The organism is Roseovarius sp. 217, assembly GCF_000152845.1.
Lineage (GTDB): Bacteria > Pseudomonadota > Alphaproteobacteria > Rhodobacterales > Rhodobacteraceae > Roseovarius.
Genome location: NZ_CH902584.1, coordinates 2,321,520 through 2,346,610 on the forward strand (window position 1 = coordinate 2,321,520; position 25,091 = coordinate 2,346,610).

Annotated in this window: 25 protein-coding genes; 13 read left to right on the top strand and 12 right to left on the bottom strand. The window is 62.3% G+C overall.

Annotation, left to right across the window (positions count from 1 at the left end; translation table 11 throughout):
- The first annotated feature begins 9 nt into the window (after nt 1-9).
- The 3 genes from ROS217_RS11080 to ROS217_RS11090 all read left to right on the top strand — a co-directional run bounded on the left by ROS217_RS11080 (nt 10) and on the right by ROS217_RS11090 (nt 2,193).
- Complete coding sequence (locus tag ROS217_RS11080; RefSeq protein WP_009817832.1) at nt 10-654, top strand: pyrimidine 5'-nucleotidase; 645 nt, start codon at nt 10-12, stop codon at nt 652-654.
- Between the two features lie 84 nt (nt 655-738).
- Complete coding sequence (locus ROS217_RS11085) at nt 739-957, top strand: hypothetical protein (RefSeq protein ID WP_009817833.1); 219 nt, start codon at nt 739-741, stop codon at nt 955-957.
- A gap of 33 nt (nt 958-990) precedes the next feature.
- A complete protein-coding gene (locus tag ROS217_RS11090) occupies nt 991-2,193 on the top strand; it encodes a UbiH/UbiF family hydroxylase (protein ID WP_009817834.1) in 1,203 nt (400 codons plus the stop codon).
- 3 nt (nt 2,194-2,196) lie between these two features.
- On the opposite strand, the gene ROS217_RS11095 is transcribed toward ROS217_RS11090, so the two are convergent.
- From ROS217_RS11095 to ROS217_RS11105, 3 genes are all read right to left on the bottom strand, one after another.
- Nucleotides 2,197-3,324, bottom strand: a complete 1,128-nt coding sequence (locus ROS217_RS11095; protein ID WP_009817835.1) for an aminotransferase class V-fold PLP-dependent enzyme — start codon at nt 3,322-3,324, stop codon at nt 2,197-2,199.
- A 64-nt stretch (nt 3,325-3,388) separates the two neighbouring features.
- A complete protein-coding gene (locus tag ROS217_RS11100; protein WP_009817836.1) occupies nt 3,389-3,847 on the bottom strand; it encodes an Lrp/AsnC family transcriptional regulator in 459 nt (152 codons plus the stop codon).
- Nucleotides 3,844-4,299: an Lrp/AsnC family transcriptional regulator gene (locus tag ROS217_RS11105; protein WP_040651353.1), complete on the bottom strand. Its 456-nt coding sequence runs from the start codon at nt 4,297-4,299 to the stop codon at nt 3,844-3,846. Before ROS217_RS11105 ends, ROS217_RS11100 begins: the two co-directional genes overlap by 4 nt.
- Before the next feature lie 127 nt (nt 4,300-4,426).
- On the opposite strand from ROS217_RS11105, the gene ilvC reads away from it, so the two are divergent.
- Together ilvC and ROS217_RS11115 are read left to right on the top strand one after the other, a co-directional pair.
- A complete protein-coding gene (gene ilvC / locus ROS217_RS11110) occupies nt 4,427-5,449 on the top strand; it encodes a ketol-acid reductoisomerase (RefSeq protein WP_009817838.1) in 1,023 nt (340 codons plus the stop codon).
- 66 nt (nt 5,450-5,515) lie between these two features.
- Entirely contained in the window at nt 5,516-6,433 is a 918-nt protein-coding gene (locus tag ROS217_RS11115) for a DMT family transporter (protein WP_009817839.1), read from the top strand.
- 132 nt (nt 6,434-6,565) lie between these two features.
- On the opposite strand, the gene folP is transcribed toward ROS217_RS11115, so the two are convergent.
- From folP to proS, 6 genes are all read right to left on the bottom strand, one after another.
- Complete coding sequence (gene folP, locus ROS217_RS11120; RefSeq protein WP_009817840.1) at nt 6,566-7,576, bottom strand: dihydropteroate synthase; 1,011 nt, start codon at nt 7,574-7,576, stop codon at nt 6,566-6,568.
- A gap of 282 nt (nt 7,577-7,858) precedes the next feature.
- On the bottom strand, nt 7,859-8,257 hold the full coding sequence (locus tag ROS217_RS11125) for a DUF4864 domain-containing protein (RefSeq protein WP_009817841.1): 399 nt from the start codon (nt 8,255-8,257) through the stop codon (nt 7,859-7,861).
- A gap of 53 nt (nt 8,258-8,310) precedes the next feature.
- Complete coding sequence (locus ROS217_RS11130) at nt 8,311-8,715, bottom strand: c-type cytochrome (RefSeq protein WP_009817842.1); 405 nt, start codon at nt 8,713-8,715, stop codon at nt 8,311-8,313.
- Between the two features lie 71 nt (nt 8,716-8,786).
- Nucleotides 8,787-9,470, bottom strand: a complete 684-nt coding sequence (locus tag ROS217_RS11135) for an ABC transporter ATP-binding protein (protein WP_009817843.1) — start codon at nt 9,468-9,470, stop codon at nt 8,787-8,789.
- On the bottom strand, nt 9,463-10,749 hold the full coding sequence (locus ROS217_RS11140) for a lipoprotein-releasing ABC transporter permease subunit (protein WP_009817845.1): 1,287 nt from the start codon (nt 10,747-10,749) through the stop codon (nt 9,463-9,465). The genes ROS217_RS11135 and ROS217_RS11140 overlap by 8 nt, the downstream gene beginning before the upstream one ends.
- Before the next feature lie 276 nt (nt 10,750-11,025).
- Entirely contained in the window at nt 11,026-12,381 is a 1,356-nt protein-coding gene (gene proS / locus ROS217_RS11145) for a proline--tRNA ligase (protein WP_009817846.1), read from the bottom strand.
- 169 nt (nt 12,382-12,550) lie between these two features.
- Between proS and ROS217_RS11150 the strand changes: the two genes are divergently transcribed.
- From ROS217_RS11150 to ROS217_RS11180, 8 genes are all read left to right on the top strand, one after another.
- Complete coding sequence (locus tag ROS217_RS11150) at nt 12,551-13,519, top strand: cation:proton antiporter (protein ID WP_009817847.1); 969 nt, start codon at nt 12,551-12,553, stop codon at nt 13,517-13,519.
- Complete coding sequence (locus tag ROS217_RS25000; protein WP_009817848.1) at nt 13,485-13,796, top strand: cation:proton antiporter domain-containing protein; 312 nt, start codon at nt 13,485-13,487, stop codon at nt 13,794-13,796. The genes ROS217_RS11150 and ROS217_RS25000 overlap by 35 nt, the downstream gene beginning before the upstream one ends.
- Before the next feature lie 79 nt (nt 13,797-13,875).
- On the top strand, nt 13,876-14,655 hold the full coding sequence (gene rlmJ / locus ROS217_RS11155; RefSeq protein ID WP_009817849.1) for a 23S rRNA (adenine(2030)-N(6))-methyltransferase RlmJ: 780 nt from the start codon (nt 13,876-13,878) through the stop codon (nt 14,653-14,655).
- A gap of 317 nt (nt 14,656-14,972) precedes the next feature.
- Nucleotides 14,973-16,646, top strand: a complete 1,674-nt coding sequence (ctaD, locus tag ROS217_RS11160; protein WP_009817850.1) for a cytochrome c oxidase subunit I — start codon at nt 14,973-14,975, stop codon at nt 16,644-16,646.
- A gap of 152 nt (nt 16,647-16,798) precedes the next feature.
- Nucleotides 16,799-17,728: a dihydroneopterin aldolase gene (locus tag ROS217_RS11165; RefSeq protein WP_009817851.1), complete on the top strand. Its 930-nt coding sequence runs from the start codon at nt 16,799-16,801 to the stop codon at nt 17,726-17,728.
- Nucleotides 17,729-17,912: 184 nt separating this feature from the next.
- A complete protein-coding gene (gene fabF, locus ROS217_RS11170) occupies nt 17,913-19,172 on the top strand; it encodes a beta-ketoacyl-ACP synthase II (RefSeq protein WP_040650542.1) in 1,260 nt (419 codons plus the stop codon).
- Nucleotides 19,172-20,329: an endolytic transglycosylase MltG gene (gene mltG / locus ROS217_RS11175; RefSeq protein WP_009817854.1), complete on the top strand. Its 1,158-nt coding sequence runs from the start codon at nt 19,172-19,174 to the stop codon at nt 20,327-20,329. Before fabF ends, mltG begins: the two co-directional genes overlap by 1 nt.
- Before the next feature lie 158 nt (nt 20,330-20,487).
- The gene (locus tag ROS217_RS11180; RefSeq protein ID WP_157046589.1) at nt 20,488-21,057 is read left to right on the top strand and encodes a hypothetical protein; all 570 of its coding nucleotides are present in this window, start codon (nt 20,488-20,490) and stop codon (nt 21,055-21,057) included.
- A gap of 244 nt (nt 21,058-21,301) precedes the next feature.
- Here the strand turns inward: ROS217_RS11180 and ROS217_RS11185 are convergent, their stop codons facing one another.
- The 3 genes from ROS217_RS11185 to ROS217_RS11195 form a co-directional block, all read right to left on the bottom strand.
- Nucleotides 21,302-22,234 (bottom strand): ABC transporter permease, encoded by a 933-nt coding sequence (locus tag ROS217_RS11185; protein ID WP_009817856.1) that lies wholly within the window; start codon nt 22,232-22,234, stop codon nt 21,302-21,304.
- The gene (locus ROS217_RS11190) at nt 22,227-23,234 is read right to left on the bottom strand and encodes an ABC transporter permease (RefSeq protein WP_009817857.1); all 1,008 of its coding nucleotides are present in this window, start codon (nt 23,232-23,234) and stop codon (nt 22,227-22,229) included. Before ROS217_RS11190 ends, ROS217_RS11185 begins: the two co-directional genes overlap by 8 nt.
- A gap of 89 nt (nt 23,235-23,323) precedes the next feature.
- Complete coding sequence (locus ROS217_RS11195) at nt 23,324-25,024, bottom strand: peptide ABC transporter substrate-binding protein (protein ID WP_009817858.1); 1,701 nt, start codon at nt 25,022-25,024, stop codon at nt 23,324-23,326.
- Between the last annotated feature and the right edge of the window lie 67 nt (nt 25,025-25,091).

Consider the following 25,091-nt stretch of genomic DNA (forward strand, 5'->3'; position numbering starts at 1 on the left):
ATCTGCGCCATGTCCAAGACAGATTTTTCTCACATCCACACATGGGTCTTTGACCTCGACAACACACTCTATCCTCCTTCGGCACGGCTCTTTGACCAGATCGAAGTGCGGATGACGCGGTTTGTGATGGAAACGCTCCGCGTGACCCATGCCGAGGCGGATAAGTTGCGGCATCACTACTGGCGCGAGCATGGTACGACACTGGCGGGGTTGATGCGGCTGCATGATCTTGATCCGGGACCATATCTACAGGCTGTCCACGATATCTCGCTTGATCATCTGGAGCCGGACGCCGCGCTGAATGCAGCTATTCGCGCGCTGCCGGGGCGCAAGATCGTCTATACCAACGGCTCAGCCCCCTATGCGGAACGGGTGATCACGGTGCGCGGACTGACGGGGACGTTTGACGCGGTTTACGGCGTGGAACATGCCGGATATCGGCCGAAACCCGAGGCCGAAGCGTTTGAGATCATACTGAGGCAGGATGGGAGCGCGCCTCAAACTGCGGCAATGTTCGAGGATGACCCGCGCAATCTTGCGGCGCCGCATGCCATGGGAATGCGCACCGTGCATGTGGCCCCCGAACGGATCGAGGCAGCGCACATTCATCATCACACCGATGATTTAGGTGGATTTCTGGCGGGTCTGGTCTGAGCGCTGCGGCGATACGTCCCTTTGAACGCGGGGGGGGGGCATATTTATGCGTCACGAGATTCATCTTAGACCAAGAGGCCCGACATGACCGCGACCGCAGCCCCCAGCGATGCCAAGCAAGCCCCCGCCAAGAGCCATGATCCCGACGCCGCCGCCGTTGGCCCGATCCTGTTGAGCGTGGCGGTTTTTCTGGCCGGATGGGCCACAAGCATTGTGCTTTGGGGCATTCCGGGGCTTTATATTCCGGCACTGGCCCTTGTCCCGGTGATCTGGGTGATGCTGATTTTGATCTCGCGCGGCTGAGCAAGCACTCGACCGCTTTCGGAGGCTCTGAGAATGGCGCAGGCAGACTATGATATCGTGGTCTCGGGCGGCGGGGTTGCCGGTCTGACGGCGGCTGCGGTCCTTGGCCACGCGGGCTTTTCCGTGCTCTGCGTTGATCCCGCGCCGCCGGTGACCGCGCGTGATGCCGAAGGGTCTGACTTGCGCACTACGGCGTTCTTGCAACCCGCCCAGGCACTCTTGGATCAGGCAGGTCTCTGGGCGCGGCTAGCCCCGTTTGCCACCGACCTGCAAGTGATGCGGATCGTTGATGCGGGCGGAGAAGTGGCTGAGCCACGCGTTGTAAGAGAATTCAACGCCAGCGATATTTCCGAGCGTCCCTTTGGCTGGAACTTGCCCAACTGGCTCTTGCGCCGCGAGATGGTGGCGCATCTGGAAAGCCTGCCCTCGGTCACGTTCAGGCCCGGCACCGGCACCACCACGCTCTTTACCCGCGAGGCAGAGGCACGCGTGGGGCTGACTGACGGTGCCCGCGTGCGATGCCGTTTGGTGATTGCCGCCGACGGGCGCAATTCGCCGATCCGCGAAGCAGCAGGCATTCGTGTGAAAACAACACGTTATGGGCAAAAGGCGCTTGCCTTTGCCGTCACGCATCCGATCCCGCATGACAATGTATCGACCGAAATTCACCGTTCTGGTGGGCCGTTCACTCTTGTGCCGCTCCCTGACCATGAGGGACGGCCGTCGTCGGCGGTGGTCTGGATGGAAGAGGGGCCAGAGGTGGCGCGCCTGGCCGCGCTGCCGGTGGCCGAATTCGAAGCGACGATGAACGCCCGCTCCTGTCAGCTCTTTGGCCTCCTGACGCTGGCGTCGCGCCGCAGCGTCTGGCCGATCATCAGCCAAGTGGCCGAGCGCATGTCAACCGAGCGGGTGGCGCTTGTGGCTGAGGCTGCGCATGTGGTGCCGCCGATTGGCGCACAGGGTCTGAACATGTCGCTTGGCGATATGCGGGTGCTGCTGGACCTGGCCGAGGCGAACCCCGAGCGTTTGGGCGACCGCCAGATGCTCGACACCTACCATCGCCGCAGGCATTGGGAAGTGCAGGCGCGCGTGACGGGGATCGACCTGCTTAACCGCGCCTCGATGCTGAGCGCACAGCCCCTGCGGGATGCACGCGCGCAGGCGCTGAGCGCGATCTATTCGCTTGCCCCGGTGCGCAAGACCCTGATGAAGATGGGACTTGGGGCACGGGGGTGAGGCTCAGAGCACCTTAGCGATCACCACCTCCAGCCGTTTCAGCGCTGCGGGCACATCGTAGAGCTTATCAAGGCCGAAAAGCCCGAGGCGGAAGGTACGGAAACCCTCGGGTTCACCCACTTGCAGTGGCACGCCAGCGGCGATCTGCATGCCTTCTGCCATGAATTTTTTGCCGTTCTGAATGTCGGGGTCGCTGGTGTAGCTCACGACGACACCGGGCGCGCCAAATCCCTCGGCGGCAACAGAGGTCACGCCGCGCGCGGCCAGCATGGCGCGCACGCCATTGCCCAATTCCCATTGCGCAGTCCGCAACCGCTCGAATCCATAATCGCGAGTCTCGATCATCGTATCGCGGAACCCGCGCAGCGCATCGGTGGGCATGGTCGCGTGATAGGCATGACCGCCATTTTCATAGGCCTGCATGATCGCGCGCCATTTCTTGAGGTCGAGCGCGAAACTGTCCGACGTGGTCTCTTCCAGCCGCGCCACCGCGCGCGCCGAGAGCATCACGAGACCGGCGGAGGGAGAGGCCGACCAGCCCTTTTGCGGCGCGGAAATCAGCACATCGACGCCCGTGGCGCGCATATCGACCCAGGCACAGCCCGACGCGATGCAATCCAGCACCATCAGCGCGCCCACCTCATGTGCGGCCCCGGCCAAGGCCGTAATATAGTCATCGGGCAGGATCAGACCGGCAGAGGTTTCCACATGCGGGGCAAAGACCACATCGGGCTTTGCTTCGCGGATCTTGGCCACGACCTCGTCGATAGGTGCGGGCGCAAAGGGCGTGGTCGCCCCGTTGCCGGTTTGCCGCGCCATGCACACGGTGGTGTCTGAGGTGAATTGGCCCGCGTCGAAAATCTGGCTCCAGCGAAAGGAAAACCAGCCGTTGCGCACGATCAACGCATGCGCGCCGCGCCCGAATTGCCGCGCCACGGATTCCATCGCATAAGAGCCACCGCCGGGCACGAGCACCACGGCATCGGCGGCATAGACGTCCTTGAGCAAGGATGAAATGTCGCGCATAACCTCTTGAAAAGAGGCGGACATATGGTTGAGCGAGCGGTCGGTGAATACCACCGAATATTCCAGCAGGCCATCGGGGTCGACGTGGTCGAGCAGGGCAGTCATGGGATGTCTCCTCTATCTTGCGGGCAAGATGGCGCGGGATGGCCCATAAGTCCAGTGCGTCACGTCAGCCAATCGGTCCCGGACGACGTTCCTCGCTCAAGAGCACATTGGCCTCGACATCGCCGACCCCAGGTAGGGTCATGATCCGGCGGCGCAGCACGCGCTCGAAATCGGAAATGTCGCGAGCCACCACGCGCAGGCGATAGTCATAGAGGCCCAGGATATGTTCGACCGTCTGTACCTCGGGGATGGCCGATACCGCACGCTCGAAATCCTCCAGGCTGACCCGGCCCTTGGTGGCGAGTTTGACGCCAAGGAACACCGTGACCCCAAAGCCCAGCTTTTCGTGATCCAATTCAAGGCGTTGCCCTTTGATCACGCCGGTTTCGCGCAGGCGGTTGATGCGCCGCCAAGCCGCAGGTTGCGACAGGCCGAGGATGCGGCCGATAGCGCTTGCGGATTGGGTGGCGTCACGCACGAGTTCACGCAGGATCAGGCGGTCGGTGGTGTCGAGTTCGATCATAGCGGCAACACCTCGTCGGATTTGATCCGGGCGACATGCATGAGCGCCTCGATATCGGCGATATGGGGCAGGGTGAGAATGGCGCTGCGATACAGCTGTTGGTAATGCCCCATATCGCGGGCTATGATCGACAGTCGAAGATCGACGCGACCGAGAAATGTTTGAATTTCAAGAACTTCCGGGACATTTCTGGCCGCTGCCATGAATTCGTCAAAGGCGCGTGGCTGGGTTTTGTCCAACGTTATGCGAAGCGAAACCTCGACTTCATAGCCAAGGGCACGCCAGTCGATGACGGCGCGGTTGGCACGCAGTATTCCCTCTTCCTGCATACGTTCCAACCGACGTGTGCAGGTCGCAGGTGCCACACCTGATCGCTCCGCCAACTCGGCGGGGCCAAGAGTCGGTGCATGCTGATATTGCCGCAGAATGCGGCGGTCTGTGTCGTCGAACATGATATTTTTGTCAATTGTGAGTTTGTGAATGATTGCACAAAAATTACCGAATTTCAAACCGAATTCACATGCGTCTTTGCGCGTGGAGTCACTATGCTGCGGCTATCCAATGAAAGAGGAGAACGCCATGCGCGTCTATTACGATCGTGACTGTGACATCAACCTGATCAAAGACAAGAAAGTCGCCATTCTGGGCTATGGCAGCCAAGGCCACGCCCATGCGCTTAACCTGCGGGATTCAGGGGCAAAAAACCTTGTGGTTGCGTTGCGTGAGGGATCGAAATCGGCCAAGAAGGCCGAGGCAGAGGGCCTCAAGGTCATGGGCATCGCAGAAGCGGCCGCCTGGTGTGATCTGATGATGTTCACCATGCCCGACGAATTGCAGGGCGAGACCTATCGCAAATATGTTCATGATAACATCAAGCCCGGTGCGGCGATTGCATTTGCCCACGGTCTCAACATCCATTTCGGCCTGATCGAGCCGAAAGAGGGCGTCGATGTCATCATGATGGCGCCCAAGGGCCCCGGTCACACGGTGCGCGGTGAATATGTCAAGGGCGGCGGCGTGCCCTGCCTTGTGGCGGTCAACAACGATGCCTCTGGTAAGGCCTTGGAACTGGGGCTTTCTTATTGCTCGGCGATCGGCGGCGGACGCTCGGGGATCATCGAGACCAACTTCCGTGAAGAGTGCGAAACCGACCTGTTCGGCGAGCAGGCTGTGCTCTGTGGTGGCCTTGTGGAACTGATCCGCATGGGCTTTGAGACGCTGGTTGAGGCGGGCTATGCCCCTGAAATGGCTTACTTTGAGTGCTTGCACGAGGTCAAGCTGATCGTCGATCTGATCTATGAGGGCGGCATCGCCAACATGAACTATTCGATCTCGAACACGGCTGAGTATGGCGAATATGTCAGCGGTCCGCGTGTGCTGCCTTATGACGAGACCAAGGCGCGGATGAAGGCCATTCTGACCGACATTCAAACAGGGCGTTTTGTCCGTGATTTCATGACGGAAAACGCCGTTGGGCAGCCGTTCTTCAAGGGGACGCGCCGGATGAACGACGCGCATCAGATCGAAGACGTCGGGGCCAAGCTGCGTGGCATGATGCCCTGGATTTCGGCGGGCAAGCTCGTAGATCAAGAGAAGAACTGAACCTATTGAAATATAACGCGAAAGGGCATCCCTTGTGGGTGCCCTTTTGTGTCTGAGGGGATGCCCATGCAAGAGATTTCAGCACTCAACTGGTTGAGAATTGGTGCGTTGGGCATGATCTGGGGGGCGTCCTTCATGTTTGTCTCGGTCGCGTTGACCGGGGTGGGGCCGTTCTTTTTGGCGGCGGTGCGGATCGTGTTGGGGGCGGGGTTTCTGCTGTGCCTATTGCGGATCAAGGGGCGGAAACTGCCACCTTTACGTCAGGGAGATGGTCAGAGAATTTGGCGATTTGCCCTGATCATGGCGTTGTTTTCAAACGTTTTTCCTTTCATCCTTTTGTCTTGGGCACAACAATCCGTGGCCTCGGGGTTTGCCGGGGTCTGCATGGCGGCGGTGCCGCTCTTGATCTTGCCCTTGGCGCATTTTCTGGTGCCGGGAGAGCGGATGAGTTTGCGCCGGTTGGTGGGGTTCGTCCTTGGGACCGTGGGCGTCGTGGTTCTGATCGGGCCGGATGCTTTCACATCGACCGGTAAGGATCTGGAATCCTTGGCAAGATTGGCCTGCCTAGGTGCTGCGGGCGGCTATGCGATCGGCTCGATTGCGACGCGGTTGTCGCCGGAAGTGGACCGTTTGTCCCTGTCCGCCTTGGTCCTGATGCTGGCTGCGGGGATTATCGTGCCGGTGGCGATGGTGGTCGAGGGCTGGCCTACGGCGTTGAATATGAAGAGTTTATTGGCCCTCCTCTATCTTGGTATCCTGCCCACAGGGGTGGCGCAATTGTTGTTGGTGCAGGTCAATCGCGAGGCAGGGCCGAGTTTCTTTAGTCTTGTCAATTACATGGTGCCGGTCTGGTCGGTGATCCTTGGCGCTTTGGTCTTGTCCGAGGCGCTGCCGCCGAGTTTGCTGGCGGCGATGACGTTGATCTTGATCGGCGTCGGGATGAGCCAATGGGGCGCTCTGCGGCGGGTGTTTGGCCGGGGGTGATGCGTACAGGCGGTACATTTTCGGGCGTGAAATGTACGCAATCGCGTCCATCGTCCAAAAATGTAAGGTTTTGGTAACTATTCCCGGATTATCTTTGGGTAAGTGTCAGGCGAAGGTCTGATTCAGACAAGCTCAAAATCGAGGAGCAGAGAGTGTTGCACGCCAGAGATCGAACGCCGCGCGGGTTGCGGCCACGTCATGCACGCGCAGGATCTGAACGCCCTGCGCAAGACCTGCCAAAGCGACGGCGATTGAACCGGGGACGCGGTCGGCGGCGACCGGGGTTCTGCTGATGTCGCCAATAAAGCGTTTGCGCGACGCACCGAGCAGGATGGGGCAGCCGAGGCTGTGAAAGAGCGAGAGGTTTTGCAGGAGGGTCAGGTTATGCGCCACGGTCTTGCCAAAGCCGATGCCGGGGTCGGTGATGATCTGGGTGCGGGGGATGCCCAAGGCGATGAGCGCCTCGATCCGGGCTGCGAGCCAGTCGTAGACATCGAGCAGCACGGTGTCATAGCGTGGGTCGGCCTGCATGGTTTCGGGCGTGCCCTGAGCGTGCATCACGCAAACGGGCAGGGCGTGGGTGGCGGCAAAGGGGGCGAGGGCGGCATCATAGGTAAAGCCCGCCACATCGTTGATCAGGTTGGCCCCTGCGGCATGGGCGGCACTGGCCACTGGCGTCTTGCGGGTGTCGATGGAGATGGGGGTGCTGAGGCCCGCGCGCAGGGCCGCGATCACCGGGGCGGTGCGGGCGATTTCGTCCTTGATGGGCACCGGGGCCGCGCCGGGGCGGGTGGATTCACCGCCCACGTCAAGAATGCTGGCCCCATCAGCCGCCATCTGCCGGGCATGGGCGAGCGCGATCTCGGGATCGAAATGCCGACCGCCATCGGAAAAGCTGTCCGGGGTGACATTGAGGATACCCATGATCTGGGGCGTGGCCATGTCGAGCGAGGCGATGGGCGCGCGCGGGGTGGTGAGGTGATGCAACGCGTCGGCTGGCAGGTCCGAGGCGGGCATCAGAGAGGAGGGCGCGCCTCGGTCCAACACCTCGACCGTATCGAACCAGCACCAGCCGCCCGCAAGGGTCAAGGCGCCGGTTGGGCGGGCAGGATCGGTGCGGGGGATCGGGCGGTAATAGGGCATGAGCGACCTCGGAACGACGCGGAGCGTTGAACCGGTGAGGTAAGCGGGTGCAGTCGCGGGGTCAAGGCCTGGGATGGGGCCGGATATGGGGCCGGAGATCGGGCCCGGTATGGTGCCAGAGATTGGGTCGGCGATGGGGCCTGTGATGGGGCCCGAGCTTGGGCCTGTGATGGGACCAGAGATGGTGCCAGAGATGGGGCCTGTGATGGGGCCGGAGATTGGGCCTGTGATGGGACCAGGATGGGGCCGGAGATTTGGGCCTGTGGTGGGGCGGATGCAGGCTCAGGCGGTGGCGTCAGGCGCAGGCGTGACCCGCACGCCATTGATGCGCCAGCCATCCGGGGTTTCGACCATCTCGTATTCAACGATCCAGCCCGCGCCGGTCGCGTCCCGCAGGCTCACGCTCTGCCAGAGTTTGCCGGCGATGTCCTTGGCGTCGAGAAAGATGACATCGGACGGTTTCCACACCATCGGATAGCCATCGCGCACCATCGCGCCGAACTGTTCCGGGGTGCCGAATTTCTGCTGGATAAAGGGGGTGGCGTAGCCATAGGCGCGCGCCACGTCCTGTGCCAGAAATGCCTCGATCTGGGCGGAAATGATGGCCTGTGCGCCCTCATCGGCGCGTAGGGGAGCGGCCAGACCAAGGGCCAGAGCCAGAGACAGGATCAAATACCGCATGGCGCACCTCCGTTTCGGGTAGAGATAGCCCTGCGCTGGCCTGCGTCAACTGCTCAGGATTTTTGCAGCCCTTGCAGATAGGTCACCAGATCGACAACCGGTTGGCTGGTCAGGATGGTCTGTCCGCGTTCGGTCATGAGCCCGATATCGCGATCCTCGAAGAAACTGCCGTAGATCGGCATCGGGCTGCCATGCGAGACCAGCGGGTCACGCCCGTCGATCCGACGCACCACCCGTTCGACGGGGAACTGTCCGTTGTTCTTGGCCTGCAACATGGTCAGGTCTGTCGGCTGCACCGAGAGGACCACTTGCATCGGTCCCATTCCGGTGGCGTCCAGCCCGTGACAGGCGGCGCAATAGCGCTCAAAGGTTTGCTCGCCCGCGCGGGTGTCCTGCGCCTGTGCGGGGTGCATCAGGCTGAGGGTGACGAGGGTCAATGTGCAGAATGTCGCCCGCATAAGTGGCCTCCTTGCTGCTGATCGTGTTTCTGGATGGTGCCCGATTTTCGGGGCACGCACCTTGATCCACATCAGCCCGGCACGACCTGTCCCTGATCCAATCGCAAGATGCGGTCCATCCGGGCGGCCAGATCAAGGTTGTGGGTGGCAATGAGGGCCGAGAGGCCGGTGCCGCGCACCAGCCCTGTGAGCGCCTCGAACACCTGATCCGAGGTGCCGGGATCAAGGTTGCCGGTGGGTTCATCCGCCAAGAGCACACGGGGGGAATTGGCCAGCGCCCGGCAAAAGGCCACGCGCTGTTGCTCGCCCCCCGACATGGCCGAGGGCCGGTGCGCGACGCGCGGCCCAACGCCCACCTGTTCCAGCAACTCTTGCGCGCGCGCCTCTGCGGTGCGGCGGGCAACGCCATTGGCCAGTTGCGGCAACACGACGTTTTCCAGCGCGCTGAACTCGGGCAAAAGATGGTGGAACTGATAGACAAAGCCCACCTCTTGCCGCCGCACCGCCGTGCGCCGCCTGTCGTTGAGGCCGGTCATGTCCTCAGCCCCGATCTCGACCCGGCCTGCGTCCGGCGTATCGAGCAGCCCCGCGATATGCAGAAGCGTCGATTTGCCCGCGCCGGAGGGGGCGACCAGCGCCACCATCTCGCCGCGTGCGAGGGTCAGGTCGACGCCGTTCAAGACCCGGACTTCAGAGCTGAGGCCGCGATTGTAGATTTTCTCGACGCCCATGAGGCGCAGCATTGCGTCACTCATAGCGCAGCGCCTCCACCGGGTTCATCCGCGCCGCGCGCCGCGCCGGAAAGATCGTGACCACAAAACTGAGGCCCAGCGACAGCATCACGGCTGAGAGCACATCCTCGGACCTCAGTTGCGCGGGCAGGCGGTAAATGCCGCGAATGGAGGGGTCCCAGACCTGACCGCCCATCGCCATGTTCACAAAGCTGAAGATCGGGTCGATATAGAGCGCAAAGAGGCAGCCGAGGATCACGCCCATCGCCGTGCCGATCATGCCGGTGAAGGCGCCGCAGATGAAGAACACCCGCAGAACAGACCCCTCGGTCAGGCCCATGGTGCGCAGGATGCCGATGTCGCGGCCCTTGTTCTTGACCAGCATGATGAGGCCGGAGGTGATGTTCATCGCGGCGATCAGCACGAGGATCGACAGGATCACGAACATCACGTTATCCTCGACCTCGAGGGCGCGCAAAAACGACCCGCTGGCGTCTTGCCACGTCCAGAGCATTGCGCGCTCGCCCGCCGCCTGCAAGAGCGGCAGGGTCAGGCTGTCCACGGTTTCGGGGTCTTCCACCATCACCTCAAGCTCATCGGCGCGGCCATCGCGGTTGAAGAAACTCTGTGCCTCTTCGAAGGGGAGATAGGCGCGGACCCGGTCAATGTCGTAGCGCCCGGCGGAAAAGATATAGACCACCTCATAGGCGTTGACGCGGGGGCTGGTGCCGAGGGGCGTCTTGACCCCGTTGGGGGAGATGAGCTTGATCCGGTCGCCCAGTGTGATGCCCAATTCCTGCGCCACACCGGAGCCTATGGCGATGCCTTGGGAAAAGCGCGCGATGTCACCTTGGGAGGTTTCGGGATCGGCGACGCGGGGGATGGTTTGCAGATCCTCGGGCGTGATACCATAGACCTGCACACCGGCGTTGCGGTCGCTGGCATTGGCCATGACCTGACCCTTGACCAGGGGCGCGACGCGCGTGACGCCGGGGACGGCGCGCACCCGGTCGGCCATGGCGGCATAATCCTCGAGGCTGCGATCCACCCGGCCCGAGGCATCGACCGAGCCGGAGTTGTAGACCGTCACATGCGCATTTGCCCCGAGGATCGTATCGACAAATTCCGCGCGAAAGCCCGAGCGCACGGCGAGCGTGGCGATGAGGGCAAAGACCGCAAGCGTGATGCCGATCAGGCTGATCCAGGTCATGACGCTGACGCCGCCCTCGGCGCGCTTGGCGCGCAGGTAGCGCCAGGCGATCATCCATTCGAAGGCGGCAAAGGGAGGGGGCGTGCGTGCCATTGCGGTTCCTTGGTCTTGGGTTGGGCGGAGAGTGGGGGTTTCGGGTGGGGGCGTCAAGGGAGGGGGTAACCTCCGCCCCGAGCGATGAGCGGCGCGGTCGCTGGGCCGGGGACTAGCGAAGCAACGGACGTGACTGCCACTTTATGCCTGCCGAGTCCGTGTAACCCCTCAGTGATGCGCGCCCTCTCGAAATCGCTAGGCCGCGGGACGGCCCAGCGATCGCGCGGCGGCGCGTTCCGCGCCTTGATTCCGCGCGGCTCACCCCCCTTTACACCCTCACAGGCTCGGCCGGAGCACATGCCCCGCATAGATCTGCACCAGCTTCGCCACCGCCTCCTCGGGCGGCAGTTCTTCGCTTATCCCCGTGCGGCGGCTGGTGAATTCGACGACACCATTCTTGAGGCCGCGCGGCCCCACCGTGATCCGCCAAGGCAGGCCGATCAGGTCCATCGTGGCAAACTTGCCGCCCGCCCGCTCGTCGCGGTCATCATAGAGCGGCTCCATCCCGAGGGCTGTCAAAGAGGCGTAAATCGCTTCGCAGGCGGCGTCCGCCTCGGCATCGCCCTGCTTGAGATTGACGATCCCGGCATGGAAGGGCGTGACGCCTTCGGGCCAGATGATGCCCTTGTCGTCATGGTTGGCCTCGATGATCGCGCCCACCAGACGGCTCACGCCGATGCCATGGCTGCCCATATGGACCGGCACGGATTTGCCATCCGGCCCTTGCACATTGGCGCCCATCGGCTCGGAATATTTGGTGCCGAAGTAGAAAATCTGCCCCACCTCGATGCCCCGGCTGGCGCGGCGTCGCGCCTCGGGGATGGCGTCATAGAGCGCCGCATCATGGGTCTCGTCGGTGCGCGCATAGGGCGTGGTCCATTCGGTGACGATGGCCGCGCATTCCGCGCGGCTGGCATAGTCCACCACCCGGTCGCCAAGGCTCAGATCGGTGATGGCACTATCATAGAACACCTCCGACTCGCCGGTATCGGCCAGCACGAGGAATTCATGCGTGTCATCGCCGCCGATCGGGCCGCTATCCGCCCGCATCGGAATGGCCTGAAGCCCCATGCGCTCATAGGTGCGCAGGTAGCTGACCATGTGGCGGTTATAGGCATGCAGCGCGTCGTCCTTGGTCAGGTCGAAATTGTAGCCGTCCTTCATCAGGAATTCACGCCCGCGCATCACACCAAAGCGCGGCCGGACCTCGTCACGGAATTTCCACTGGATATGATAGAGCGTCAGCGGCAGGTCTTTGTAGCTGCCGACATGGGCGCGGAAAATATCGGTGATCAATTCCTCGTTGGTGGGACCATAGAGCATGTCGCGGTCGTGCCGGTCCTTGATCCGCAGCATTTCCGCGCCGTAATCGTCATAGCGCCCGGACTCGCGCCACAGATCCGCCGATTGCAGCGTCGGCATCAGCACCGGAATATGCCCGGCGCGCACCTGTTCTTCGTGCACGATGTTTTCCAGCTTGCGCAGGATCTTGAAGCCCAAGGGCAGCCAGGAATAGATCCCGGCGCTCGCCTGCTTGATCATCCCCGCCCGCAGCATCAGCCGATGCGAGGCAATCTGCGCCTCCGAGGGGGTTTCCTTGAGAACAGGCAGAAAATAACGGCTCAGACGCATGGGCAGGGCACCTTTGAGATGAAATGCTTGGTTGCCCTCGAGTATCCTAGGGCGCGGAGCACCGCAAGCGTTGAGCGGTTTGGTGCGATCCCTTGGCATGCGTCAACTGGCCGTTGCGGGCATTTCCCTATAGGAGATGCGGTATCACTGGTGAGGATCGACGCGAGACATGCAGGACGAACCCCTTTTTGCGCTGAATTCCTATCACATCGCGCTGGCTGTGATCGGCCTGACCGTGATCGCCGCGCGGTGGCTGCCGCGGCTGGTCTCGAACCGCGAACCGGCGTCCGCGCCGCTGATGATCCTGTTCGGCGCGGCGGCGACGCTCGTGATCCCCGGGCTGCCGACAGTGCCGGACCCGCGTCAGGCGCCGCTGCCGTGGGAGTTGGTGAGTGAACTGACCGTAATCGTGGCCTTGTTCGGCACCGGCATGCGCATCGACGGCTTGCGTCCTTGGAGGCGCTGGATGCCGACGGTGCGCATGCTTGCCATCGCAATGCCGCTGACCATACTGGCCATCGCTCTCCTCGGGGTTGGTTTGGCCGGGCTTACGCTCGCCGGGGCGATCCTGCTGGGGGCGGTGCTGGCACCGACCGATCCGGTGCTTGCCGCCGATGTGCAGGTGGGACCGCCGCAAGAGGGTGGCGAGCATCCGGTGCGCTTTACTCTGACCACGGAGGCCGGTCTCAATGACGGTCTGGCGTTTCCGTTTGTCTATCTCGGTTTGATCGTGGCGGTCGAAGGGGCGAACCCGGGAGCCTGGGCTGTGGAGTGGCTGCTGCGCGATGTCGTCTATCGGATCGTTCTGGGGGTTGCGATGGGTTGGCTCGGGGGGCGGGCCTTGGGCTATATCCTGTTCTCGGTGCCCAAGGATGCCGCGCTTGCGGAAACCAGCTCGGGGATCATTGCGCTGGCGGGGGTTCTGCTCTGTTACGGGTCGACCGAATTGATCGAGGGGTATGGTTTCATTGCCGTTGCGGTCATGGGGCTGACCCTGCGGCGCATCGAGACGGAGCACCATTTCCATCGGCGGCTGCACGATTTCTCGGACTCCATCGAGCATGCGCTGACCGCCGTGCTGCTTCATTGCGCTGGGCAGCGTGATGCCGCTGCTGTTCGTGGACCTGAGGTGGGTTGATGTGGGCATGGCGGCGCTGCTCATTCTGGTGATCCGCCCGCTGGCGGGCTGGGTGGCGCTCTGGGGATCGGATCTCGACCGTCGGAGCCGGGCGGTGGTGTCGGTCTACGGGGTGCGTGGCATCGGCTCGATCTACTATCTCTGCTACGCGGCGGGTCATGTGGATTTCGCCAATGAGGCGCAATTGTGGTCCCTTATCGCTCTGGTCATCCTGATTTCCACCATCCTGCACGGGTTCAGTGTTGGACGGGCGATGGACGGTCTCGAGGACGCGTGAGGGTGTCGGATGGGCGGGCGTTGTGCCGTGACACATCTGCCCCTCTTCCCCAACCCCGCCGCACCTGCTACCAGCCCGCATGCTCAGTTATCAGCACCATTATCACGCGGGCAATCCGGCGGATGTTCACAAGCACGCAGGCTTGGCGTGGGTGCTTGACTATCTCACGCAGAAGGACAAGCCGCTCAGCTATATCGAGACCCATGCCGGGCGGGGGCTCTATGATCTGGGCGATGCGGCGGCGCTGAAAACCGGCGAGGCGGCGCAGGGCATCGGGCGGCTGGAGGCGGGATTTGCTGTGGCGCATCCTTACCTCCTGCGTTTGAAGGAGACCCGATTGGCGCTGGGCGCGCAGGCCTATCCCGGCTCGCCCCTGATTGCGGCACAGAGCCTGCGGGCGATGGACAGCCTGCATCTGGCGGAGTTGCATCCCGGCGAGAATGCCCATCTGCGCCGCAATCTGGCGGGCTATGACGTGAAGATCCGCCAGCAGGACGGGTTCGAGATGGCGCAGGAGATCTGCCCGCCGACGCCCCGGCGCGGCCTCTTGCTGGTTGATCCGAGCTATGAGGTGAAGACCGAATACGAGAGCATTCCCCGGCACCTGACCCAGATCGCCCGCAAATGGAATGTGGGTATTCTGATGCTTTGGTATCCGATCCTGACCAGCGGGGCGCATGAGGGGATGCTCACCCACCTCGGCGCGGCCTTTCCGGAGGCGCTGCGCCACGAGGTCCGATTTGCGCCGGTGCGGGCAGGGCACCGGATGGTGGGCTCGGGGCTCTTCGTGGTCAATGCGCCCTATGGGTTGGAGGCGGAGTTGGCGCGGGTGACGGAGGTCTTCGCGGCGCGGGGGTGAGGGAGATTTGTGGTGTTGTCATCCTCGGGCTTGACCCGAGGATCTCTGGAGGCGGGAGGTCCTCGGGTCGAGCCCGAGGATGACGGGGGTGTTTGCGGTGGGAGGTCCTCGGGTCGGGCCCGAGGATGACGGACATCCTGAAATTCCCCCGTCATCCCGCGCCCCAAGCGCAAGGGGGTGCGACAAAATTCTTTGATCTGCATCAATTTCGCGCATTGCCGCGCCCCACCGGACATTCTAAAACCCAAATAGATCACGGGCAGGTGGGACTCAATCGTTCTGCATGCTGCGGCACTAACACCAGCAGGAGGCAAACAATGGCAGATGCAGCCATTCACGGCCACGAACACGAAGATCAGCGCGGGTTTTTCACCCGGTGGTTCATGTCCACGAACCACAAGGATATCGGTATCCTCTATCTGATCGTCTCGGCTTTCGTCGGCCTGATCTCGGTCATGTTCACCGTTTACATGCGGATGGAACTGATGGAACCGGGCGTTCAGTATATGTGCATGGAAGGCGCGCGGTTCATCGCCTCTGATGTCGCGGACTGTACGCCCAACGGCCACCTCTGGAACGTGATGATCACCTATCACGGCGTTTTGATGATGTTCTTTGTCGTCATCCCGGCGCTCTTTGGAGGGTTTGGCAACTATTTCATGCCGTTGCAGATCGGCGCGCCGGATATGGCGTTTCCGCGCATGAACAACCTGTCGTTCTGGCTCTATGTCGCGGGCACCTCGCTGGGTGTGGCGTCGCTCTTGGCACCGGGTGGCAATGGTCAGTTGGGCTCGGGTGTGGGCTGGGTGCTCTATCCGCCGCTCTCGACCAATGAGGCCGGCATGTCGATGGATCTGGCGATTTTCGCGGTCCACGTGTCGGGTGCAAGCTCGATTCTGGGTGCGATCAACATGATCACCACCTTCCTCAACATGCGTGCGCCGGGCATGACGCTCTTTAAGGTGCCGCTCTTCTCGTGGTCGATCTTTGTCACAGCCTGGCTGATCCTGCTCAGCCTGCCGGTTCTGGCGGGGGCGATCACCATGCTTCTGACCGACCGCAATTTTGGGACCACCTTCTTTGATCCCTCGGGCGGCGGCGATCCGATCCTCTATCAGCACATCCTGTGGTTCTTTGGCCACCCGGAAGTGTATATCATCATCCTGCCCGGTTTCGGCATCATCAGCCATGTGATCGCCACCTTCTCGCGCAAGCCGATCTTTGGCTATCTGCCGATGGTCTGGGCGTTGATCGCGATTGGGGTTCTGGGCTTTGTCGTCTGGGCGCACCATATGTACACGGTGGGCATGTCGCTGACCCAGCAGAGCTATTTCATGCTGGCCACGATGGTCATCGCGGTGCCGACAGGCGTCAAGGTGTTCTCGTGGATCGCCACCATGTGGGGCGGCTCGATCGAGTTCAAGACGCCGATGCTCTGGGCGTTCGGCTTCCTCTTTCTGTTCACCGTCGGCGGCGTCACCGGCATCGTGCTCAGCCAGGCCGCGATCGACCGCGCCTATCACGACACCTATTATGTCGTGGCGCATTTCCACTATGTGATGAGCCTTGGCGCGGTGTTTGCCATCTTTGCGGGGATATACTTTTACTTCCCCAAGATGACCGGACGCATGTTGCCGGAGTGGGCCGGAAAGCTGCACTTTTGGGCGATGTTCATCGGTGCGAACCTGACATTCTTCCCGCAGCACTTCTTGGGTCGTCAGGGCATGCCGCGTCGCTATATCGACTATCCGGAGGCCTTTGCGGTCTGGAACTGGTGGTCGTCGATTGGAGCATTCCTGTCCTTTGCCTCCTTCGTGTTCTTCATAGGTCTGGTGGTCTACACGCTGCTGCGCGGTGCCCGTGAGACGCGGCCGAATCCGTGGAACGAATATGCGGACACGCTGGAATGGACCCTGCCATCGCCGCCGCCGGAGCATACGTTTGAGACGCTCCCCAAGCGTGAAGACTGGGACAAGCAGCCCGCGCACTGAACGGGACGACATGATACGGCAAAGGCCCCGGACATATCCGGGGCCTTTTGCGTTGCGGCTGCCGCGCGGCGTTCCCCGACTGTCGCATTCGCCCTTTCAAGGGCTTTGGTCCGCATGCTATCCCCTTGCCCAAGTTACGCAGGAACCATGCCATGACCCAAGAAATCCGCCTCGCTTTTGAGCATCCGTCGGCCCGCGCGCGCGCCACCTCGCCCGATGGGCCACTGGATCGCATTTCGGTGCGCGACCATGTGGTCGCGGTCGAGATCGGTGCCTTTCAGGCCGAGCGTGGCACGACGCAGCGTCTTTGCTTTAATGTCGTGGTCGAGGTGCGCCCGCTGACCGATGCCATCGAGGATGATGTGGACCGCATCCTGAGCTATGACAAGGTAACAGAGGCGATTGCCGCCGAACTGGCGGAGGAGCGGCTGAACCTGCTGGAAACCCTCGCCGAACGTATCGCAGAGCGCATCCTGTGGGAACCACAGGCGGTGCGCACCTTTGTGCGGATCGAGAAACTGGACCGGGGACCGGGGGCGTTGGGTGTCGAGATCGTGCGCTCGGTCAATGATCTCAAGACCAAGCCGATCACGCCGCATGCCGCCACCACGCCGCATCCGCATGTGGTGTTCCTGACCAATACCGCGATCGGCTCGCCCAATCTTGGCCGCTGGCTTGACCAGCTTGAGGCGCGGGCAGAGCCGGTGATCCTCTGCGTCGGACGCGCCGATCAACCCGCGCCACAGACCGGGCACCGGATGACGCAACGTCGCGTGGATCTCTTGGCGATGGAGCAGAATGCCTGGGTGCTGGCGGGGCGCGATGAGCGCTGCGTCGTGGTGGCGACCCGCACCGAGCTGGATTGGTCGATGAAACACGGGCAGATCAGCGTTTGGGCCCCCTCAAAGATCGTGCTTGACGCCGTGGATGGGCCGGGGGTGGCGACGGATGATCCGGTGGCGCTTGCGGCATGGTTTGCGGGGTATATCGAGGCGTCGGATCTGCTGATGATCGGAGAGGCTCCGCCGAAGTCCTGTCGTGTGCCGGTGCTGTTTCAGGACGTGGCGCAATCGGGTCTGTGACAGAGGTCATTGGCACCGCTCTGCGCGAAGACTTGGCCGCTGCTGACCATCACATCCAAGTCACCGCAGCCTGTTTTGCCCCCTTGACCGGCAAGGCCATGCGCGTGACGGTGTGATGCTCTTGCTCCTTGGGGTAAAGCCGGGGTAAGAGCAGCAAAAGCACAACCAAGGGAGAGGCAGCATCATGCGGCGTGTCGTTGTCACAGGTATGGGTCTGGTGACCCCGCTGGCCGATGGGGTCGAACTGACTTGGAGTCGTCTTTTGGCGGGTCAATCCGGGGCGGGGACGATCATCCGATTTGACCCGGTCAATGTGGTGACGAAATACGCCTGCCAGATTCCCTTGGGTGATGGCACCGATGGCACCTTTCATTCCGACAAATACATGGAGCCGAAAGAGCGCCGCAAGGTCGATGATTTCATCCTCTATGGCATTGCCGCAGCACAGCAGGCGGTCGAGGATTCGGGCTGGATGCCCGAGGATGAGGCCGCGCGCGAGCGCACCGGCGTCATGCTGGGATCGGGCATCGGCGGGCTCCGCTCGATCGAGGAAACGGCGGGCATCATCCGCGAAAAAGGTGTGCGGCGGGTGTCGCCGTTCTTTATTCCCGGCGCGCTGATCAACCTGATCTCGGGGCAGGTGAGCATTCGCTATGGCTTCAAAGGCCCGAACCATTCGGTCGTGACTGCCTGCGCCACGGGCGCGCATGCGATTGGCGATGCTGCGCGGCTCATTCAATGGGGCGACGCCGATGTGATGGTGGCGGGGGGGGCCGAGGCCTCGATCTGCGAGATCGGGATTGCCGGATTCAACGCCTGCAAGGCGCTGTCGACCAAGCGCGCGGATGATCCAAAGGGCGCAAGCCGCCCCTATGACATAGACCGCGACGGGTTTGTCATGGGCGAGGGCGCGGGCGTGGTGGTGCTTGAGGAATACGAGCATGCCAAGGCGCGGGGCGCGAAAATCTATGCCGAAATTCTGGGCTATGGTCTCTCGGGGGATGCCTATCACATCACCGCCCCGTCCGAGACGGGCGATGGCGGGTTCCGGGCGATGCAGGCGGCGCTGAACCGGGCCGGGCTGACCGCGTCGGATATTGATTATGTCAACGCGCATGGCACCTCGACCATGGCCGATACCATCGAGTTGAAGGCGGTTGAGCGGCTCTTGGGCAGTGCGGCGGCCAATGTGACGATGAGCTCGACGAAATCCTCGGTCGGGCATCTTCTTGGGGCGGCAGGTGCTGTCGAGGCGATTTTCTGCATTCTGGCGATCCGCGATCAGGTGGCCCCGCCGACGATCAATCTGGACAATCCGGCGGTGGAGACCCCGCTTGATCTGGCCCCCAATGCCAAGCGTGAGCGCAAGATTGACGTGGCGCTCTCCAACAGCTTTGGCTTTGGCGGCACCAATGCGGCGCTGATTGTCGGGAAACCGCGCTGATGTGGCGACACATCGTTTCAAACTTTCTGACGCTACTGGTGGTGGCGGTGTTTCTGCTTGGGGGCGTGATCCTCTGGGGGCAACAGCAATATTCGGCGCGCGGTCCCTTGTCAGATGCGATCTGTCTGCGGGTTGATCCCGGCAGCAACATGCGCCGGGTGTCGTCGAAGCTGGAAACCGAGGGCGCGGTCAGCAGCGGCGCGATTTTCCGCATCGGCGCGGAATATGGGGACAAGACCGGGCTGCTCAAGGCTGGAAGCTGGCTTATCCCTGAAGCGGCGAGCATGGCCGAGATCACGGATCTGATCACACGCGGCGGGGCCAGCACCTGTGGCACCGAGGTGGTGTACCGCTTGGGCGTGACCAGTTCCGAGGTGGTGGTGCGCGAATTGGATGCGGCCACGGGCCGGTATGAGGAACGCGCCAAGTTCGATCCCGCCGCCGAGGGCGAAATCCCGGAGGACTTCACCCGCGTGCGCGAACAGGCCGATACGCGCTACCGTGTGGCCCTAGCCGAGGGGGTCACAAGCTGGCAGGTGGTCGAGGCGTTGAAGGCCGTTGATGTGCTGACCGGCGAGGTGGCCGAGGTGCCGCCCGAGGGCACGCTGGCCCCCGACAGCTATGAGGTGAGCGTGGATGACACGCGCGAGAGCGTTTTGGCGCGGATGAGCGAGGCGCAGGCGGTCATTCTGGCAGAGGCCTGGCAGGGGCGGGCCGAGGGGCTGCCGCTCGAGTCGGCGCAAGAGGCGCTGATTCTGGCCTCGATCATCGAGAAGGAAACCGGCGTGGCGGATGAGCGGCGGCAGGTGGCCAGCGTTTTTGTCAACCGGCTCAATCGGGGTATGCGGCTTCAGACCGATCCGACGGTGATCTATGGCGTGACCGAGGGCAAGGGCGTCTTGGGCCGGGGTTTGCGGCAGAGCGAATTGCGCGGCGCGACGCCTTGGAACACCTATGTGATCGAGGGGCTGCCGCCGACGCCCATCGCCAATCCGGGCCGCGCCAGCATCGAGGCGGCGGTAAACCCGGATAGCACGGACTACGTGTTCTTTGTGGCCGATGGCTCTGGTGGCCATGCCTTTGCCGAGACCTTGGATGAGCATAACCGCAACGTCGCCCGCTGGCGTGAGATCGAGGCGGAGCGCGGGAATAACTGAGGGGGGCTGGGGCTTTGACGTCTTGTCCCACTCTGCCGACGCCATTTTGCACGCTACGGAAAATTTGCGCTGAGCCCCCTTGTATTCTTTTGAAATCAGCGGAATAGGCAGTTCAGCCTGTCGGAATTGGTAGGTATGTAGGTTGAAAGGTCTATCCCATGATAAATCGTAGAGTGTTTCTGGGGGTCTCGTTTGCCGGTCTTGTGGCAGGCTGTCAGACAACCACGGGGGGCAGCGCCCCTTCGTCCAAGGCCCCTGCAACGGCCCCTGTCACTGATGGCACCGTTGCAATGGCCGATGTTCGGATCGTGGATGTCGATGTGAAATTCGTCGACCATATCACGCAATCAGGTCGGACCTTTGACCATCCCAACGACGCAATTCTGGCAGAGGTCAAGGCCGCGATGCTGCGGACGCTGCCGGCGGCCAATCCCGGCGGAACGGTGCCGGTGACGGCCGAAGTGACCGTGCTCAATGTCTTTATCACCAACGGGGCCGCCGCCATCCTGATGGGCAGCGGGGCCAGTTCCATCACCGCCAAGACGATTCTGCGGCGCACGGATACTGGCGCGCAGGTCGGGCGCGGCATGGATGTGACCGGAAGTTCGGGGGCGCGGCCCACCATCTTTGGCGCGGCGGCGATCAAGGCACCTGCGATGGAGGTGCAATTGGCTGCGGCGGATCTGGCTAAGAAAACCAAGGGGCGGATTTATGGCAAGTCCTCTTGAGGGAAGGCGCATGGGGATGGGGCCATTCGCGCGAATAGCACCGAAGGTGCCGCGCGATCGCCAGACCGCCCCCCGGTCTGGCGATTTTGCAGCGAAGCGCAGCGCTTCGAGGTTACACTGACTTGGCTGGCATAAAGTGGCAGTTGCCGCCGTTTCATCGCCAAACCGCGGTCTGGAGATCACGCGGCACGGTGACCGTGCAACGAAATGTCCATGTCAGGCGAGCCCCAAGTCTGCTCCCCCGTCACCGCCCCCTGATCCTCGGGTCAAGTGCATCGCGCAGGCCATCGCCCATGTAGTTGATCGACAGCACCGTGAGCGAGATGCCAAGGCCGGGCCAGAACACGCGCTCGGGGTAGTCCTGTAGATACTGTGTGGCGTCGTTCAAGAGCCGCCCCCAGGTCGGGAAATCGGGGGGAAAGCCCAGACCAAGAAAGCTGAGCGCGCTCTCAGTAATGATCGCATTGGCGATGCCCAGCGTGGCCGAGACCATGATCGGCGACATCACATTGGGCAGGATATGCCGGGTGATGAGGCCGAAATTGGTGGTGCCGATGGAGCGGGCGGCGAGGATGAATTCGCGCTCTTTCAGCGCCAGCACATCGCCGCGCACGATGCGGGCGGTGGGCATCCAGCTTGTCACGCCGATGGCCACCACGATCAGGATGAAAATACCTCGCTCGGGACCAAAGGTGCCGTTGAGCGCCTCGCGGAACAAGAGCACCATCACGAGCAATAGCGGCAGAAGTGGTAGCGACAGGAAGAGGTCGGTGAGGCGCATGAGCGGTCCATCGAGGCGGCGGAAGAAGCCCGCGAGCACGCCTACAAGTGAGCCGAGCACCAAGGCCAGCAACATCGCCGTCAGACCCACCGCAATCGAGGTCTGCCCGCCCGCCATCATCCGCGCCAGCGTATCGCGGCCCAACTGGTCGGTGCCAAAGGGATGGGCCCAGCTTGGCCCCTGATTGCGGGCGCGGATGTCGATGAAGGTGGCGTCATAGGGCCAGACATGGGGTCCGATGAACACGGCAACGATGATAAGCACAAGGATAACCCCCCCGGCGAGGGCGCCCCGGTGGCTCTTGAACTGGTCCCAGACATCGCGCCACTGGCTGCGCGGCGGGGCGGTGGGGCCAGTATCGGCGAGGGCCGCGATGGGTTTGGGGGTCTCAGTCATAACGTATCCTCGGGTCGAGCACGCCGTAGAGCACATCGGCGATGATGTTGAAGAACACGATCAGCACCGCGATGATGAAGGTCACGGTCTGCACCATCGGCAGGTCATTCGCCTGAATGGCGGTGATCAGGAGTTGGCCGAGGCCGTTCACCTTGAATATCTGTTCGGTGATGATCGCGCCGCCAAAGATCGACGGCACGCCGAGGGCGATGACCGTGATCACCGGGATCATCGAGTTGCGCAGCACATGCACCATGACCACTGACCATTCCGAAAGCCCCTTGGCGCGGGCGGTGCGCACATAGTCCTGATTGAGATTGTCGAGCATCGAGGCGCGCATGAAGCGGCTGATCTGTGCGGTTGTTTGCAGCGCCAGCACCATCACCGGCATCACCATCTGCATCAGTTGCAGTTTGAACGTTTGCCAGTCGACCACCACCAGCGTGGTGTCATAGATCGAGGGCAGCCAGCCCAGTTGCACCGAAAAGATCACGATCACCAGCACGCCGGAGAAAAAAGGCGGCACCGAATAGCCGACCATGGTGATGAAGGTGCCGGTCTGATCGAACACGGAATACTGCCGGTAGGCGGAATAGATGCCGATGGGCAGGGCAATGAGGATACCCACCACATAGGACATGGCCACCACCCAGAGGGTTTGCGGCATGCGCTGTACGACCACATCCATCACCGGCGAGCGGAATTGCCAGCTGAGCACGCGCTGCTGGCCTTCGGCCAAGGCCGTGCCAAACAGCCAGTCGATGAACATCATCGGCTCGACCACGAAGAATTGCCACATCCATTTGACAAAGCGGATATGGGTGGGTTCGCCCAGCCCCAGCGCCAGACGCATCTTTTCCTTGACGTCAGGCGGCACGGTCAGCGGCACCTGTGCCATCGGGTCGCCGGGGGCCAGTTCGAGCAGGAGAAAGATCACGAGGCTGATAAACAGCAGCGTCGGGATCGCGAGGACAAGCCGTCGGATCGTATAGGTCAGCATGCGCGGCGCCTTATGCGGTCGTTCTTATCGTTGTCGGGCAATCAAGGGGCCGCCCCGGAGGTGATCCGGGGCAGCCGTTTCGGATCAGATCACTTGATCCGGAACCAGTCCGCAGCGTTCCAAAGCTCGGTGTCCCAAGTGTTCAACTCGACCCCGCCCAGCGTGTTGGAGCGGGCCGAGACGCGGCCACGGTCCACCAGAGGCACGATGGTGTAGCTGTCCTTGGTCAGCATGTCGTTGAGGGTTTTGGCGATTTCCGCGCGCTTATCCAGCTCTGCGGTGCGGCCGAGTTCCTTGATCAACTCGTCATAGGCCGGGTCGCAGAAGCGGTTGATATTCTCGCCTTGCCACTGGGTTTCGGGGCGCGGTGCCTTGTTGCAGGTGTAGCCCGCCAGATAGGACTGCGGATCGGTGCCGTCAAAGTTGTTGGCGTACATTTCCACATCGGAGTAGAATTTCGGGAAGGTGTCGGGGCTGCCCGGATCGCTGCCGAAGAAGACAGAGGCCGAGATATTGCGCAGTTCGGTTTCGACACCGATTTCCGACCACCACTGTTTGATCAGGGCCTGAAAATCCTGACGCACCGCATTGGTCGAGGTCTGATAGAGCAGCGACAGTTTCTTGCCGTCCTTTTCGCGGATGCCGTCCCCGCCAACGGTCCAGCCCGCCTCTTCCAAAAGCGCCTTGGCGCCTTCGATATCCTGCACCAAGCAGTCGGTGTTGTCGGAGGCAAAAATTTCCGGTGCGGGCACCAGATTGCAGGTGGCGCGGCCTGCTTTGCCATAGCCCACTTCGACCAGCAATTCGCGGTCAATTGCCATTGAGAGCGCCTGACGCACGCGTATGTCGGTCAGGATCGGATGCGGGTGCTTGGCCGTGGCGCGCTCGCCCTCGGGCAGGTCGGGCGAGGGGTCGGTCATGTTCATCTCGATCCGCTCGACCAGCGTGCCAAAGGCCGACATGGCCACGCCCTTGCCTGCCGCCTCCATATTGGCGATCACGTCGGGGGCGAGTTGCAGGTTCCACGCATAGTCGAATTCGCCGGTTTCCAGCACCGCGCGCCCTGCCGCCGTGGCATCGCCGCCGCCCTTGAAGGTCATGGTGGCAAAGCGCGGCTTGGCCGGGTCGCGGTAATTCGGGTTGGCCGAGAGCGAGATCACGTCATTGGGCCGGAATTCGTCCACCGTGAACGGGCCGGTGCCGATGGGCGAGAAATTCGCATCGGTGCATTCCGGGGCCTTGGGGCCAAGGCATTCGGCAAATTGCGCGGCTTGAATGATCGGGGCCTGACCGCCCATAAACGGGCCGTAGGGCACCGGGGTGGGCTGTGAGAAGTTGACCTTGACCGTCAGGTCGTCGATGACCTCGACCGACTCCACGCCTTCGTATTTACCAAGCTGGGCGCAGCCGCCCTCGGGGTGCATGCAGTATTCGGCGGTGAATTTCACGTCCGTGGCGGTAAAGGGCGTGCCGTCCGACCACAGGATGCCCGGCTTGATCTTCCATGTGATGGAGGTGAGATCCTCGGACACGCCGCCATTCTCGACGGTTGGAATTTCTTCGGCCAGATAGGGGATCATCTCGCCCTTGGTGTTGTAGCGGCCCAAGGGTTCGATCACGAGGCTGGCGGCCTCGACCTCTTTGGTGCCGCCCGAGAGATAGGGATTCATGATCGAGGGCGCTTGCCAATAGATCAGATTGACATGGCCATCCGCGCCGCGCTCTGCCATCGCGACAGAGGCGAGGCTGGTGGCGGCGGTCGCGCCAAGGAGTAGGGATTTCAGTGTCATGGGTGGGTCTTCCTCCGGTGTTGGACAGCGGTTTGTTGTGCCATCTCATTCGCTTTTTTCCCGGCGC